This window comes from Desulfurellaceae bacterium (assembly GCA_021296095.1).
GTDB lineage: Bacteria > Desulfobacterota > Binatia > Bin18 > Bin18 > JAAXHF01.
In genome coordinates, this window is the sequence record JAGWBB010000017.1 from 71,419 (window position 1) to 86,277 (window position 14,859).

Annotated in this window: 16 protein-coding genes; 7 read left to right on the forward strand and 9 right to left on the reverse strand. The window is 63.0% G+C overall.

The genetic code is table 11. From position 1 onward, the window contains the following. Positions 1–55 precede the first annotated feature (55 nt). The 5 genes from J4F42_06040 to J4F42_06060 all read right to left on the reverse strand — a co-directional run bounded on the left by J4F42_06040 (position 56) and on the right by J4F42_06060 (position 4,673). Complete coding sequence (locus tag J4F42_06040; GenBank protein MCE2485054.1) at positions 56–940, reverse strand: CoA ester lyase; 885 nt, start codon at positions 938–940, stop codon at positions 56–58. A gap of 28 nt (positions 941–968) precedes the next feature. Beyond that, complete coding sequence (locus J4F42_06045) at positions 969–2,171, reverse strand: CoA transferase (protein MCE2485055.1); 1,203 nt, start codon at positions 2,169–2,171, stop codon at positions 969–971. Positions 2,172–2,217: 46 nt separating this feature from the next. Then, the gene (locus tag J4F42_06050; GenBank protein ID MCE2485056.1) at positions 2,218–3,216 is read right to left on the reverse strand and encodes an aldo/keto reductase; all 999 of its coding nucleotides are present in this window, start codon (positions 3,214–3,216) and stop codon (positions 2,218–2,220) included. 24 nt (positions 3,217–3,240) lie between these two features. Then, positions 3,241–3,987 carry a glucose 1-dehydrogenase gene (locus J4F42_06055; protein ID MCE2485057.1) on the reverse strand — a complete coding sequence of 249 codons (747 nt, stop codon included), beginning with the start codon at positions 3,985–3,987 and terminating at the stop codon, positions 3,241–3,243. A gap of 113 nt (positions 3,988–4,100) precedes the next feature. Next, positions 4,101–4,673, reverse strand: coding sequence for a CAP domain-containing protein (locus tag J4F42_06060; GenBank protein ID MCE2485058.1), 573 nt, complete (start codon positions 4,671–4,673; stop codon positions 4,101–4,103). Positions 4,674–5,078: 405 nt separating this feature from the next. Here J4F42_06060 and J4F42_06065 point away from each other — a divergent pair, with 405 nt between their 5' ends. Both J4F42_06065 and J4F42_06070 read left to right on the forward strand, forming a co-directional pair. Then, complete coding sequence (locus J4F42_06065; GenBank protein ID MCE2485059.1) at positions 5,079–5,339, forward strand: type II toxin-antitoxin system RelE/ParE family toxin; 261 nt, start codon at positions 5,079–5,081, stop codon at positions 5,337–5,339. Between the two features lie 9 nt (positions 5,340–5,348). Beyond that, the gene (locus J4F42_06070; GenBank protein ID MCE2485060.1) at positions 5,349–5,720 is read left to right on the forward strand and encodes a helix-turn-helix domain-containing protein; all 372 of its coding nucleotides are present in this window, start codon (positions 5,349–5,351) and stop codon (positions 5,718–5,720) included. A gap of 9 nt (positions 5,721–5,729) precedes the next feature. On the opposite strand, the gene J4F42_06075 is transcribed toward J4F42_06070, so the two are convergent. After that, positions 5,730–6,398, reverse strand: a complete 669-nt coding sequence (locus tag J4F42_06075; protein ID MCE2485061.1) for a hypothetical protein — start codon at positions 6,396–6,398, stop codon at positions 5,730–5,732. A 70-nt stretch (positions 6,399–6,468) separates the two neighbouring features. On the opposite strand from J4F42_06075, the gene J4F42_06080 reads away from it, so the two are divergent. Genes J4F42_06080 through cysE form a run of 3 tightly spaced genes read left to right on the forward strand, consistent with a single transcriptional unit; the run spans position 6,469 to position 8,945 of the window. Further along, a complete protein-coding gene (locus J4F42_06080) occupies positions 6,469–7,284 on the forward strand; it encodes an SDR family oxidoreductase (protein MCE2485062.1) in 816 nt (271 codons plus the stop codon). Next, a complete protein-coding gene (locus J4F42_06085) occupies positions 7,281–8,048 on the forward strand; it encodes an SDR family oxidoreductase (GenBank protein MCE2485063.1) in 768 nt (255 codons plus the stop codon). The genes J4F42_06080 and J4F42_06085 overlap by 4 nt, the downstream gene beginning before the upstream one ends. Positions 8,049–8,099: 51 nt before the next feature. Next, positions 8,100–8,945, forward strand: a complete 846-nt coding sequence (gene cysE / locus J4F42_06090; GenBank protein MCE2485064.1) for a serine O-acetyltransferase — start codon at positions 8,100–8,102, stop codon at positions 8,943–8,945. A gap of 13 nt (positions 8,946–8,958) precedes the next feature. Here the strand turns inward: cysE and J4F42_06095 are convergent, their stop codons facing one another. Continuing rightward, positions 8,959–10,038, reverse strand: coding sequence for an LLM class flavin-dependent oxidoreductase (locus tag J4F42_06095; GenBank protein MCE2485065.1), 1,080 nt, complete (start codon positions 10,036–10,038; stop codon positions 8,959–8,961). A gap of 161 nt (positions 10,039–10,199) precedes the next feature. Here J4F42_06095 and J4F42_06100 point away from each other — a divergent pair, with 161 nt between their 5' ends. Further along, complete coding sequence (locus tag J4F42_06100) at positions 10,200–12,053, forward strand: M24 family metallopeptidase (GenBank protein MCE2485066.1); 1,854 nt, start codon at positions 10,200–10,202, stop codon at positions 12,051–12,053. Between the two features lie 454 nt (positions 12,054–12,507). Beyond that, positions 12,508–13,638: a helix-turn-helix transcriptional regulator gene (locus J4F42_06105; GenBank protein MCE2485067.1), complete on the forward strand. Its 1,131-nt coding sequence runs from the start codon at positions 12,508–12,510 to the stop codon at positions 13,636–13,638. 50 nt (positions 13,639–13,688) lie between these two features. Here the strand turns inward: J4F42_06105 and J4F42_06110 are convergent, their stop codons facing one another. Together J4F42_06110 and J4F42_06115 are read right to left on the reverse strand one after the other, a co-directional pair. Next, a complete protein-coding gene (locus J4F42_06110; protein ID MCE2485068.1) occupies positions 13,689–14,117 on the reverse strand; it encodes a peptidylprolyl isomerase in 429 nt (142 codons plus the stop codon). Positions 14,118–14,298: 181 nt separating this feature from the next. Beyond that, a partial coding sequence (locus J4F42_06115; protein ID MCE2485069.1) for a CoA transferase occupies positions 14,299–14,859 on the reverse strand: 561 nt, incomplete at its 5' end.

Below are 14,859 nucleotides of genomic sequence, written 5' to 3' on the forward strand. Positions count from 1 at the left end.
GCTCAGTGCTAGCGCACTTTGCTTGCGGATGCAAGCAGTCGTGGCCGCCGGCAGGTCACTCGAGCGGCATTCCGGCCGCCTTGGCCCGCTCCAACACGATGCGTTCGATGTCGGCAATCGGACCGTCAATCATCCGCCCCTGGAAGGCCACCGCCCCCTTGCCCTCGGCCACCGCCTGCTCGAAAGCCGCAACTAGGTCTCGGGCATAGGCGACCTCTTCGGCGGTCGGGGTATAAACCGCATTCACCGGCTCGACCTGGCTGGGATGGATACACGCCTTACCCTCATAGCCGAGCTGTTTGCCCTGACGGGTTTCGGCCTCCAAGCCCTCCGCATCGCGAATATCCAGATACACATTATCGATCGGCACGATGCCGGCCGCTTTGGCCGCGGTCACCACCTGGCAGCGGGCGTGCAGGACAATCCCGTCGATCGACGGGGCGGCCGCAATGCCCATCGCCAGCGAAAAATCCCCATGCCCGAAGGCCATGCCGGCCAATCGCGGGCTGGCCTGGGCCAGGCTGAAGGCGTTGCCAATCGCCTGTGGCTGTTCGATCAGCGGCAGCAGCACGACCGAGCCCGGCTCGCGCCCGGCCCGTTCCTCGGCCAGAGAGACCAGCTTATCGACAAACCGGATACCCTCGACCGTATTGGTCTTGGGCACGACCAGCCCGTCCGCCCCGGCCTCGACCATGGCCAGCACGTCATCCAGAAAGTACGGCGTATCGAGGTCGTTGATGCGCACCGTCCGCTCGAAGCGCGCAAAGCCGCTATCGCTCAACACGTCTGTGAGCGTCTCACGGGCAACGGCTTTGCGTTCCGGGGCGACGGCGTCTTCGAGGTCGAAGATCAGGCTATCGGCCTGGGAACTCTGGGCTTTGACAAAAAACCGCTCGCTACTGGCCGGGACAAACAACAGACTACGGCGGAGACGTGACATGGAACACCTCTTCCCCTAGACGGAGCGCTCAAATCACTCCCGACTCTTTCAGCTCGGCCAGACGCTCGGGCGTCAGGCCCAATTTGCCACAGTAGATCTCTTCGTTGTGGGTTCCCATGTGGGTCGGACCGGTCCAGCGGATCGCGCCCGGCGTCCGGCTCAGGGTCGGCACCACATTTTGCATTTTGAGCGGGCCCAGCTCCGGGTCTGTGACCGTGGTCACCGTTTCCCGGGCCTGGAAGTGGGGATCGGCCAGGATAGCCTCAATATCGTACACCGCCACGGCCGCGCAGTCGTACTGGTCAAACTGTCTGAGCGCCGCTTCAAGCGTCTGCTGGGCAATCCAGCCGCCCACAATCGCATCGACCTGGTCAATATTTTCGATCCGCGCCCGGTTATCCTTGAAACGTGGATCGTGGATCAGGTCGGGCTGGCCTATGGCGGCAAACACCCGTCCGGCCAGGGCGTGGGCGTTGGCCGACAGGGCCAGCCACTTGCCGTCTTCGGTCTTATAGATATTGCGCGGCGCGCCAATGGACGGCACGCGGTTGCCGGTCCGCTGCTGGATGATGCCCAGCTGGTCATAGCTCAGCGCCTGATCTCCGGTCAGGGTGAAAATCGGTTCCATCACGCTCAGATCAATCATCTGGCCGGTGCCGCTGTGATGATCGCGTTCATACAGGGCAAACATCACCGACCAGGTCCCGAACTGGCCGGCCACGGCATCCGCCAGCCCAAAGCCCGGCAGGGTCGGCGGCCCGTCCGGCTGGCCGGTGATATGGGCAAAACCGCTCATCGCCTCGGCCAGGGTCCCGAAGCCGGGTTTGTCCTTATACGGGCCGGTCTGGCCAAAGCCCGACACCCGGACCACTATCAGCCGGGGGTTCAGGGCGTGCAAGACCTCCCAGCCCAGCCCCCAGCGTTCGAGCGTGCCGGGCCGGAAATTTTCGGTCAGCACGTCGGCATCGGCGACCAGCTGTTTGAGGATGTCCTGGCCCTCGGGTTTGCCCAGGTCCAGGGTCACGCACTTTTTATTGCGGTTGGTGATCTTCCACCACAGCGGAATCCCATCCTTGGCCGCCCCCAGCGAGCGCAGGCTGTCGCCCAGCCGGGGGTGCTCAACCTTGATGACCTCGGCGCCGAAATCGCCCATGTTCTGGGAAATCGTCGGCGAGGCAAACAGGACGGAAATATCAACAACCTTGAGTCCTTCGAGCGGGAGTCGTGGCATGACTGGCCATTCCTTCTGTGGCGATCGGGTGCGGGGCTGGCAGGCGTCACTCCCGCTCTAACCACACATCCGGCGCGGTCTCAACCCCGCGTCGGGCAAAGATGGCGCTGATCTCCGCCATATCCACCTCTGAAATCTCCCAGCCCAGGGCGCCGGTATTGTCCTCGACCTCGGCCTTGTTGCGGCAGCCGACCAGGGCGGTGCTGACCACCGGGTTGGACGTTGTCCAGCGCAGGGCAAACTGCGGCAGGCTTTTGCCATAGCCGGCGGCCATGCCTTTGAGTTCTTCAACCGCAGCGATATTGCGGGGGAAGTAGTCGGGCCCGAACAGGGTCTGGAACAGATTGATGCCACCCATCCGGCCCTGGCGGGAACGCCAGTCGTCCGACTCAAAGTTCATATCCGCGCTGAAGGTCCCGGTCAGCAGCCCGTAGGCCAGGGAGCCGTAGGCCATGACCCCGATCTGCTGCTCATGACAGTAGGGAAAGATCTCTTTGTGCATGCGCTGGTCAAACATATTCCAGCAGTACTGGGCCACATCGACCCGGCGGGTCTGCATGCAGGTCTCGATCTGCTGGCGCCGGAAGTTGGAGATGCCGACAAAGCGGACCTTGCCCTGCTGGACCACATCGTCGAGCGCGCGCATGGTCTCCTCAAACGGGGTGTTCACGTCCGGCCAGTGGACCAAATAGACGTCAACGTAGTCGGTGTCGAGGTTGGTCAGGCTTTTTTCGATAGAATCCATCACCCGCTGGTGGCTGCTGTCGCGGAAGTTCGGCGCCTCCTGATAGCCGACCCCGAATTTGGTGACTACGATGGCGTCTTTGCGCCGTGTGCCGAGCGCCTTGGCCAGCGATTTTTCCGAGGCGCCAAAGCCGTAGGCTTCGGCCGTGTCAAAGCAATTGATGCCGAGGTCGAGGCCGCGCTGGACCGCTTCGATGAACTGACTCTCCTCGATACTGCCGTAGCCGCCGCCAATCTCCCAGCACCCGATGCCAATGGCCGAGACCTGTAGACCCGTGTTTCCAAACGCCCGATATTCCATACATTTCTCCTTGTTACGGCTGCCTCAGCGGGCAATAAACCCGCCGTCGATAACCAGCTCTGTTCCGGTCACGAACGACGCCTCGGGTGAGGCCAGATACAGCACGCCATAGGCGATTTCATCCGCCTCGGCGATGCGCTTCATCGGGTGAGCATCGACCGCACGCTGTTTCCACTTTTCGCCGAACGGATTCAGGATCTCGGTATCCACCCCGCCCGGATGCACCGAGTTGACCCGAATATTTTCTTCGGCGTACTGCACCGCCGCAGTCTTGGTCAGCAGGCGCACCCCGCCCTTGCTGGCGTGGTAGGCCGGCAGGCCGCCGCCGCCAACCATGCCGGCGATGGACGAGATATTGATGATTGAGCCGTGGCCGGCCGTGCGCATGGCCGGCACGACATACTTCATGCCCAGGAAGACCCCGGTCAGATTAACCGCCAGCGTCCGGTGCCAGGCGTCCAGGGGGGTCTGTTCAATACCCCGGTCCTCACGCAGCCCGATCCCGGCATTGTTGACCAGGATCGTCACCCGGCCAAAGGTGTTGACGCCGGTTTCGACAACCCGTTTCCATTCGTCCTCTTGGGAGACGTCATGCTTGAGGAACAGGGCGGCCGGTCCGATCTCTCCGGCGACCTGCTGGCCCAACTCGTCCAGGATATCGGTCAGGACCACTTTCGCTCCTTCTTGGGCGAACAGACGCGCCTCAGCCTCACCCTGCCCGCGGGCCGCTCCGGTGATAATCGCCACCTCACCCTCAAGTCGTCCGGCCATGGGGAATGCCTCCTTTATCTCTCAGTGTCTTTCGATCTGTCAGCAGTTCTCCCCAGGCTATATCTGGCCGGACGCAGCCGGACAAGGGTTGCGGCAGACAGGCCGCTCACTCTCTACGGCCTGTCCACAAATAGCTGGGTGAGGTAGATGAACCCGCCCTCCCCGCGTGCGCTACCAACGCCGGTCAGGTCGAATTCACCCTCAATCGTCTTCCGATGGTTCTCGCTGCCCAGCCAGCCGTTGAGAGCGCGCCGGGGGGCGCGGTGGACCGGAGCATTGTTGAAGGCGATGTTTTCCGCAAATGTCTTGAGTCGGATGATATCCTGCGCGGCTCGCATGCGGATCGGCGCACCGGCATGGCTGAAGCTGCTCCGCCCGGTCGCCATGGCCCGGCTGTGCTGACGCGCAATCGCCGCCAGCGCTTCACTGTACTCCAGCGCTGGAAGCCCAATCGAAACCCGATAGTCGTTGACCAAGTCGTACGTACGCCGCTCAATATCTTGCCCGGCCAGGATACCCGGACGGTCCGGGACGCCGGCGCTCGGACTGTCTGCCTGCCCGGGAGGCAACTCGGCGCGATGAGGTTGGTCTCCTGACCGCTCCCCAGTGACGAGGCGCCTGGCCGGCTCCCAGCGGCCGAGCGCAGCAATGCCCACGGCACCGAGGCTCACGATGGTCAGCAGCACAACCACACCTTCGACGTTCCAGCCTTGCCGACGAGAAGAGGTGACGGGACCGGAAGATCTTGGCAAGCGCGCCCTGCAAGATGCACAGAAGCGGGCTTGGTCTGTGTTGTGTCGGCCGCATGACTGACAACGCTTCATCCTCCTCCTCCTGTTGCTCCGCTTTTCGGCTAGAGTTCGTGGTCTGGACGCTCACAGGTATCAGCGCGCATCGAAATCTCCCGATTCAACATATTGCAGGTATACCTCATGGCGAGAACAGAGACCACGACCGCGAGTAGACACCTACAGGACAGCGGATCCTCAGTGAAAGCCGTAGCACGCTTCCCCCTCTGAGCCTATATATAGCGATACGCTTGATTATTAGTAAAGCATTTCGCTATATATACACGGAAGAACGGGGCTGCCATGTACCGGCTGACGATCAGGCACCACGCCATCAAAGCCCTGCAAAGAATGCCGGCCCGGGAGGCGCGCCGCGTGCGGGGTGCATTGGACAAACTGGCCCAAGACCCGGACCGGCGCGATATTGATGTAGCACGCTTACAGGGCCGCCCAGGCTTTCGGCTGCGGGCTGGCGGCTGGCGCGTCATCTTCGAGCGAATTGAAAGGACGCGTGAGATCAATGTGCTCCGCATCGGCCCGCGTGGCGATGTCTACAAGTCCTAGGAGAATGATATGACAAAACCGCAGATCATCCGCGACGCGAGCGGCAAGCCGGCCTTCGCCGTCCTGCCGTGGCGGGAATACGAACGCTTGACAACAGCCAGCGCCGAGGCGGGACTACGTGATGAAGCGCTGTACGACCGCGCCAAGACCGAGGACGAGGAGTCCTTTCCCATCGCTGTGGCGGACCGTTTGTTGGCGGGCGAGAACGCCGTGCGGGTCTACCGCAGCCATCGTGGTATGACCCAGCAGCAGCTGGCTGCAGCCGCCGGTATCAACGCCCTGTATCTTTCACAGATCGAACGGGGCCGTCGCACCGGTTCGGCTCGGACCCTGGCCGCTCTGGCTACGGCTTTGCGTATCGACGTGGACGCTTTGCTCTGAAAGCTTCGCCTACGCCCCAGGCTCTCCCCGCTCAAAAACCGACACCAGGGGGGTGTCGAGCAATGTCCGGCACGACTGGCCCAGCCGCTGTTCCAACACGCCGGCCGAGCCGCGACTGAAAACAAAGCCGCTCGGGACCAACACCCGCAGCAGCTCGTGCAGCGCCCGCTCAAAGGTGTCGGCGCTCATCGGAATCTCCCGATTAAACATATTGGCGGTGTACACCACCCGTATCGACCGGTCGGTCAGGGCGCTGAGATCGCTGACCGTGGCGTGGTGTAAGCGAATCTTGTCCGCCAGCCGGGCGTCTTCTCTCAGGTGCAGAAACCGGGCAGCCTCGATTACCTGGGCGCCAATCCACTCATAGCCATGCACCCGGTCCAACCCAAAAACCGTCAGTACATCGTAGGGTTCGAGCGCATTCGCGCCAAAGCCCAGACACAGCCCATGGGCTGGCCGGTTCGCCCGCAGCCTGTCCAGCACATCCACCTGCGTCATGGCCTTGACCAGTCCAATGGCCTGTTGCAGCGCGGGCGCCACATGGCCACCAATACTGTCGCGCAGGCCCGGATAGTCCAGGATTATCGCGTAGGCAGGGTCATCCCGCCACGGCGCTTGCGCGTCAGGATACACCTCCCCCTCAATAAACGCCCGCCAGGCCTGATCTTCAGCCGCCATAGGTCTCGCTCGGCTCTTGCAATCTCGCAGTAATTAGGCCATGTCCTGCCATACGACAGGAGGCAACACAATGGGTGTCATGGACAGACTGCGCCTGGACGGCAAGACGATCATCATGACCGGGGCCGGCCGCGGCCTGGGCCGGGCCATGGCCCTTGACCTGGCCGAGGCTGGGGCCGATTTGGTGGCGGCCGCGCGGACCACAGCCCAGATTGAGGAAACGGCCGAGATGATCCGGGCCACAGGCCGACGCTGTCTGGCCGTGCCGGTGAATATCACCGATTCCAGCGCGGTGCAGGCCATGGTTGAGGCCAGCCTGGCCGAGTTCGGCCGGATTGACGTGCTGGTCAACAACGCCGGCGGGGCGAGCCGGGGCTGGAACAAGCCGCTCGAAGACATCACCGACGAGGAGTGGCGCAAAGGCATTGACACCAATCTGACCGGGGCGGTCTTCTGCTGTCGGGCGGTGCTGCCCCACATGCTCAAACACGGCGGCGGCAAAATCATCAACATCACCTCCGGCCTCGGGGTGCGGGCCAGCCGCTACAACTTCATGTACTCTGCGGCCAAGGCCGGGCTTAACAACTTCACCCGCTGTATGGCCATGAACTACGCCGATAAAAATATCCAGACCAACCTCATCATGCCGGGCATTTTTCCGCACGACGATCCGGCACTGGTCAGATTCTGGCAGGGCGGCAAATTCATCCCGGTCGGCCGGGTGGGCAAAGACGACGAGTTGGGCCACCTGTGCGTATTCCTGGCCTCAGACGCGTCCAACTACATGAACGGCGAAATGCTGTGTACCGAGGGCGGGGGCTTGGCCGGCGGACAGGTCCCGACCGGCTTTGCCCCGCTGGTGGCGCTCGAAGGAGAGCCGCAATGAGCGCCTTCTCCCTGACCGGCAAGTCGGCCCTGATCGTCGGCGCCTCCACCCCGATCGGCAGTGCTCTGGCCCTGGCCCTGGCCGAGGCCGGGGCCAATACAGCCCTGTCTACCGTGCTGCCCTCGCCCCGCGAGGTGGCCGCCATCCAGGTCTGCGGGAGTACGATTCGCGCTATGGGCCGAGACGGCTTTGCCCAGACGATTGACATCACCAGCGAACGCGATGTACAGGCCCTGGTCGAGCGCACGGTGTCCGAACTGGGCGGCCTCGACATCCTGATCAACGCCCCGGACCTGGCCTTTGCCAAGCCCGTCCAGGACAGTTCGCTGGCCGAGTGGAACCGGGTGCTGGCCGTAAACCTGAGCGGCGTGTACCTGAGCTGTCGGGCGGCCGCCGGCCCAATGCTGTCCCAGCAGCGCGGCCGGATCATCAACCTCGTTTCCGTACTCGGCCAACGCGGCATGGCCAACGGCAGCGCCTACTGTGCGGCCCAGGCCGGCGTGCTCAACCTGACCCGGGCCCTGTCCCAGGAATGGGCCCGCCAGGGCATCACGGTCAACGCCATCGGGGCCGGCTGGACCGAGGGCATGGCCATGATTCAGGACGACGCGACCAAGAAACAGCTCAGCCGCTACATTCCCCACAAACGGCTGGCCCAGCCCCAGGAGGTTGCCGACGCGGTGCTGAGCTTTTCCTCGGACCGTTCCGGTTTTATTACCGGCCAGGTGCTGTGGCTGGAGGGCGGGGTGTTGAGCCGCCTGTAAAAGAGCCAAAACCGTATTGTCCTTGGCCGGTGTTCAGGTTAAAGGAACACCATGGCACAGGCTCTCAAACACAACGGATTGAGCGACGACTGGATCTGGCAGACGGTGCGGGAAGAGGCGGCGCGGGAAGAGGAACGTGAGCTGGTTCTGGCCAGCTTTCTGCACTCGATCATCCTCAACCACTCCTCGCTGGAGGAAGCGCTGAGCTTTCATCTGGCCGGCAAGCTGACCAACCTGAACCTGCCGTCCATGTCGCTACGCGACATCATTATCGAGGCGATGCTGTCGGATGCCACCATCGGCGCGGCGGTTCGAGCCGATATACGTGGCGCGCGGGAGCGCGACCCGGCCTGCTCGTCCTACCTCGTCCCCCTGCTGTACTACAAGGGCCTGCACGCCCTGGAAGCCTACCGGGTTGCCCACTGGCTGTGGACCCAGGACCGCAAAACCCTGGCCTTTTGTTTTCAGAACCGTATCTCCGAGGTCTTCGGGGTCGATATCCACCCGGCGGCTCGTATCGGCTCGGGTGTGTTTATCGACCACGCCACGAGTCTGGTTATTGGCGAGACCGCGGTGGTGGAAGATGACGTGTCCATGCTCCAGGAGGTGACCCTGGGCGGCACCGGCAAGGAGAGCGGCGACCGCCACCCCAAGATTCGGACCGGGGTGCTGATCAGCGCCGGAGCCAAAATCCTGGGCAATGTCGAAGTCGGGGCCGACGCCAAGGTCGGGGCTGGCAGCGTGGTCCTGACCGATGTGCCGGCCGGCTGCACGGTGGCCGGTGTGCCGGCCAAAGTCGTGGGGCGGTGCGCCAAAACCACCAGTCACCCGGCCCTGGAGATGGACCATCAGCTGCCGACCGGCATCCCCGACTACGAGCCGCTCGAAGAGCACTAAAGCCGAACGGGCATCAGTAGCGGGCGATCACCTGCTGGGCAAAATCACGAAACACGTTGCGGCTCTCGGCCATTGACGGCAGCAGGACAACCGTATTCAGCCCGGCTTTCTCGGCCTGGCGGATTTGCTCTACCACCTCGTCCGGTTTGCCGACCAGGCAGGTGCCGCGAATCGCTTCCGGGGTGATGAAACGGCGCTCTTCCGGCACATAAAACGTGCAGTGGCCGTTGTGGATCTGGAGGTAGCGCTTGTCTTTGGGCGTCTGCATATGTTCGACGTGGGCACAGTACTCCTCCCAGAAGCCCCGATACGCTTCCGGCACGACCTCCTCCTGGCCGGTCTGCTGATAAATCTCGTATACAAAATGAATAATCGCCGTCACATACGAGCCACACTCTTCAATGACCCGGTCGGAGCGCAAGTCCTCGCCCGGCTTGAGCACTACCGCACAGGTAAAGGTGGCCGTCGGCAGGGGCTCGGGCAGCGTCCGGCCGGCCTTTTCCGCACCAAGCCGGACTATGGCCAGATGCTCCTGTAGCACCTCGGGCCGGTCGTTAAACACCGACACGAGGCCGTCGCCATACTCCCCGGCCGTCCTCAGCGCCCGTGGGCCGTTGGCCGCAACGTAGATTGGAATCGGATCGTGAATATTGATGAAATGCTGGTCCAGGTGCAGGAACCTGATGGTGCGCGCCCGGCCATCGAGGGTATATTCGACCTCTTTGCCGTGCAGCAGCTCGCGCACCACGCCGAGATATTCGCGGAAGGCGGCAATCTTCATCGGCTCCATACCCATCACCCGCATGGCGGTATGGCCGGTGCCGATGCCTAAAAAGACCCGTCCCGGAGCGAGCTGGTTAATCGACGCAATCGAATGGGCGGTGACCGGAGCAATCCGGGTACCGGGAATCGCCACGCCCGTTCCCAACCGCATCCGCGAGGTGTTGTGGGCGGCCAGGGCCAAGGTGGCATAACAGTCGGACCAGATCATCTGCGAGTCGGGCACCCAACCCATGTCAAAACCCAGCTCTTCTGCGTATGTGATCAGCTGCCAATCGTCGATCTTGGTCGAAACCGAAACGCCAAATTCCATGTCTCTTCCTCCTGTGGTCAGCCCGTAGTGCGAACGATAGTGGCAGATGCGGGGCGCGATGCAAGCCGGGCAGTTGAATCCCGCCCCCACAAGCCTCTATGATGCAGCCATTACGCTTGCTAAAGAGTGATGCCGGAATTTTTCCCCAAGGAGGGTGCGTCTTGGATACCGTGTCTGTGACCAACGAGCAGATCGCCCAGCGAATCACCGCATTGTGCCACCATCTCCAGGAAGCCCAGGTCGACGCTTACCTGGTCCCGTCCTCGGATTCCCACCTCAACGAGTATGTATCTGCCTACCAACAACGTCGGGCCGCCATCAGCAATTTCAGCGGCTCGGCCGGAGACGCCCTGATCAGCCCCCACGGCAGCCATGTGTTCGTAGACTCACGCTACTACCTGCAGGCCGAACAGGAGGTCGATCCGGCCCTGTTCCAGATTCACAAACTGGGCATGGAGGGCGAGAAAACCCTCACCGAGTGGCTATGCGAAATGGAAAAAGAGCGTGGCAGCCTGCGGGTCGGCTACGATCCGTTTGTGGTGGCCATGGACATGCACGCCGCCTACGGCCAGGCGCTCAAATCCGAGGATTCGGCCCTGGTGCCGATTTCCGGCAATCTGGTTGACGCGGTCTGGCAGGATCGCCCGCCGGCTCCGTCCCACCCCATCTATCTGTTGTCAGAGGACGACACCGGCCAGTCGGTGGCCGATAAGCTGGCCGCAGTGCGGGAAAAAATGGCCGAGGAAGAGGTCGCGGCCCTGGTCTTGACCAAACTCGACGAGATCGCCTGGCTGACCAATCTGCGCGGCAGCGATGTGTCCTACAATCCCGTCTTTGAGTCCTACTGCGTGATCGAGTCTGAGCGGGCGACCTGTTTTACCCGCCTCACCCCCACCCCCGAAATTCAGGCCGGCCTAGCCCCAGCCCTGAGCTTTGCCCCGTATGCCGCCTACACCGAGACCCTGCGACGCATTGGCAGCCAGGCAAACGAAAAAATCTGGCTCGACCCAAGCGGCACGACCATGGGCACCCGCCTGCTGCTGCCCGAAGCCCAGCCCGTGTACGAGGCGCGCAACCCGGTCGTGCTGATGAAGGCGCTCAAGAATAAGGTTGAGCTGGCGCGCAGCCGCGAAGCCCACGAACGCGCGGCCGCAGCCAAGATTCGCAGCCTGGCGCGCATGGAACAGATGCGGGCGGGCGGCCAGACGCTCAGCGAAAAAGCCTACGCCCAGCTTTTGCGCGACGAGTACGCCCGCGAAGACGGCTTTCGCGACCTGAGCTTTGCTACCATTTCGGCGGTCGGTGCTAACGGGGCGATTGTCCACTATGGCGGCGCCAACGACGAGGTCGCCCTGCGGGACGGCGAGCTGTTGCTGGTCGACTCCGGCACCCAGATGGGCGCCGGCACGACCGATGACACGCGGACGATTTGCATTGGCACGCCGACCGAGCGTCAGCGCCAGCTGTATACCCTGGTCCTGCGCTGTCACATCCAGCTGGCCCGCCAAAAGTTTCCCGAAGGCACGGGCGGGGTCGCGCTCGACGCCCTGACCCGTGGCCAGATGTGGAACGCCGGCCTCGACTACGGCCACGGCACCGGGCACGGGGTCGGCGCCCTGCTCAACGTCCACGAAGGCCCCCAGCGGGTCGCCACCCGTGGCAGCGACGAACCCCTGCAGCCGGGCATGATTATCTCCAACGAGCCCGGCTATTACGAGGCTGGCTGGGGCGGTATCCGGCTCGAGAACCTGTATGTCGTCACGACCGACGACACGCTGCCGGACCATCCCAGCGGCAAGAAGTGGCTCCAGCTGAAAACACTGACCCTGATTCCATTTGACCACCGTCTGATTGACTGGGACCAGCTCAGCCAGACCGACCGGGCTTGGCTGGCCGACTACCACAGGCAGGTGTTCGACACCATCGCTCCCCGGCTCAACGGCGACGACCGGGCCTGGCTCCAGGCCGCGTGTGAGCCCTTCGACTGGAATGCGTCAGGGCGGCAGGCCGTTTGATCATCCGCGTCGCAAACGGCAGGAAGGGAAACCCGGCCAGCCTTGCTTGAACCGGCTCCCCGGATACCACCCGATCACCCGAACTCGGACCCGTCGGTAACAGCCGGGCGGCGCTCGAGCCGCAGACGGGCGTACAACCGCAGCCCTCAGAAGGCGTCAAGCCCCCACCGCAACCGGTTCTTCCCAGCCGTCGGTCGCCTCTCTCCGCGCCTCTGCTCGGATCAAAGTCCGTACAGAGGCAGTATCAGGTCTCTCGCCGACCACAGCGACCATTTCCTCGTGTGGGGCTGCCCTCCGGAGTCGTAGGCCGGTTTTTTGTAGATATCCCCGTAATCTTACGAAAATACTCATAATTTTTTGACATATCCCCGTATTTTTAGGAGGGTAATGCTGGGCTCGATAGCATATAGGGGAAAGCAAAATGCGTTTATGGATGAAATGAGGAAGCGGCGTCATGAGCGACCAAGACGCGTTCGAACGCATCCTGGCATCGTTATACGACGCCATGCTTGATGAGGCCCTGTGGCCGGCCACCTCGGCCATGCTTGATGAGGCCTGCGGCATGCAAGGCAATGCCCTGTTGGTCGCCGAAGGCCCCAAGGACGATGTCCGGGCTCTTTTCCTCGGGCTCTACTACCGGGGGGAGCGCCGCGCAGACTGGGAACGCGAGTACCTCGACATCTATCATCCCATAGACGAGAGCGTGCCGCGCTTCCGGCAACTGCCCGACAGCCACCTGGTTCACACCCATGACCTGTACACCGCCGAGGAGTTGAAAACCTCGCCCGCCTACCAAGAGGGGCTACGTCGGTTCAGCGGCCAGGATGGCTTAAGGGCACGCCTGGACGGGCCGGACAGCTGCCACTACGCCTGGGTCACCGCGGACCCCGTTACCCCGGGCGCCTGGGAAGCCCCGCAGGTCGCGCTGCTCAGAGGTCTGCTGCCCCATCTTCGGCAGTTTGTCCGCGTCCGTCAGGCGTTAGTCCACACCAAGGCGCTGGGCGCGTCCGTGACCGGCCTGCTCGACAACACGCGGGTCGGCGTCATCCACCTGAACCGACACGGGCGGATCGTCGTCGCCAATGACCGCGCCCGCGACATCCTGCGCCGCGGCGATGGGCTGTCGGACCGAGACGGGGTGCTGCGCGCCCGCGCACCGGCTGACCAGGCCCAGCTTGAGCGGCTGGTGGCGGACGCGCTGCCGGCCGCCGGCGCCGTCAGTGGGTCGATGCTGCTTCGCCGCACGTCGGTGTTGCCGCGGTTCGTGGTCCACGTCAAACCCGTAGGTCTGCGCCAGCCGGACTTCGGAGCCCAACGCACTGCCGTGCTGGTGTTGCTTGTCGAGCCGGGCAATCGTCCCCGGATTGACCCCAACCTGGTCGCCACGACCCTGGGGCTGACGCCGGCTGAGAGCCGGATCGCGGTCTGGTTGACCGAAGGCCGCACGGTGCGCGAGATTGCCGCCACTACGGGACGGCGGGAAAGTTCCATCCATTGGCACCTGCGGCAGATTTACACCAAGCAGGCCATCTCGCGGCAGGTGGACCTGGTACGGCTGGTGCTGTCGGTCGCCAAGTTCGCCTGATCATACGCGGAGCCCCTTCCCATCAGGGCGCGGCCGGTCCAGCCAGTGGGTTAAGCGATTTCGACCAACTCGATATCGAAGGTCAAATTTTTGCCGGCCAGCTCGTGGTTGGCGTCAAGCGTGACTTTTGTTTCGGACAGGGCGGTGACCTTCACCACTAGCGCCTGCCCTCCTTTTTGGCGCATCTGGAGACGTTGGCCGACTTTGACCTCGAGTTTGTCCGAGAGCTGGCTGCGGTCGAGTTCAGCCACCATTTCCGGGCGACGTGGACCGTAGGCTTCCGCGGCCGGAATGTCCACCTTGACCGACTCGCCGGGACGCATCCCGGCGACCGCTTTTTCAAAACCGGGAATCAGCTGTCCTTTGCCAATCGTGAACTCAAGCATGGCCTTGCCCGCAGAGGAATCAAAGATCCTGCCGTCATCGAGTTTCCCGGTGTAATGAACGCGTACCGTATCGCCCTGTTTTGCGTGTGCCATACTCTCCCCCTCAGAGGGCATGAAAAGGCTCCTGGAAGCGTGAGCAGGATTCCGGGAGCCCCATCTTTTGTGAACCAAGCCGACTGTGCTCAGCGAATGTGGGCCTCAGCTTACGAGGTTCCCGGTCTGAATACAAGCCGAACCTCCGGGCGGCCGCTCAGCAGGCTCGTCATCGTCCCAGTCAGCCAACAACACGCGCCGCTCTCAGGTCCCGAATCTCGTCCGTACTGTAGCCCAACTGGCGAAGAATCTCGTCGGTGTGCTGGCCTAGGTCGGGCGGCGGACTGTGCACCGCAGCTGGGGTGTCTGAGAAACCCCACACCGGCCCAATCGTCTCAAACGGCTCGGCGTTCGGACGCCTGATCTGGCGCACGACGTCCAGCTCCTCGACCTGGGGATGCTGAAACACGGTGGTGTAGGTGGTGAACGGCACCGCGTCGCCCTGAAACTCGTGGATCAGCCGGACGATCTCGGCGTTGCTGCGCTGGGCAAAGGCGCGCTCCCAGATCGGCTTGACCTCGGCCACATAGCGACCCACCCCGGTCGCTTCGCGCCCAAAGTCGTCAAAGCGGGGGTCAGCCAGGCAGTCCTCCATGCCGAGCGAAATCAGGAGTCGGTCCCAGTCTTCGCTGCTGCCCCGCCGCAGGCTGAAAAAGACGTGACCGTCTTGGGTCTTATAGCCCTCATCGGGCGGCTTGGTGTAGTTGTTGAGGTGGAAGCCGTACCAGTCGTCCGGGGCGGT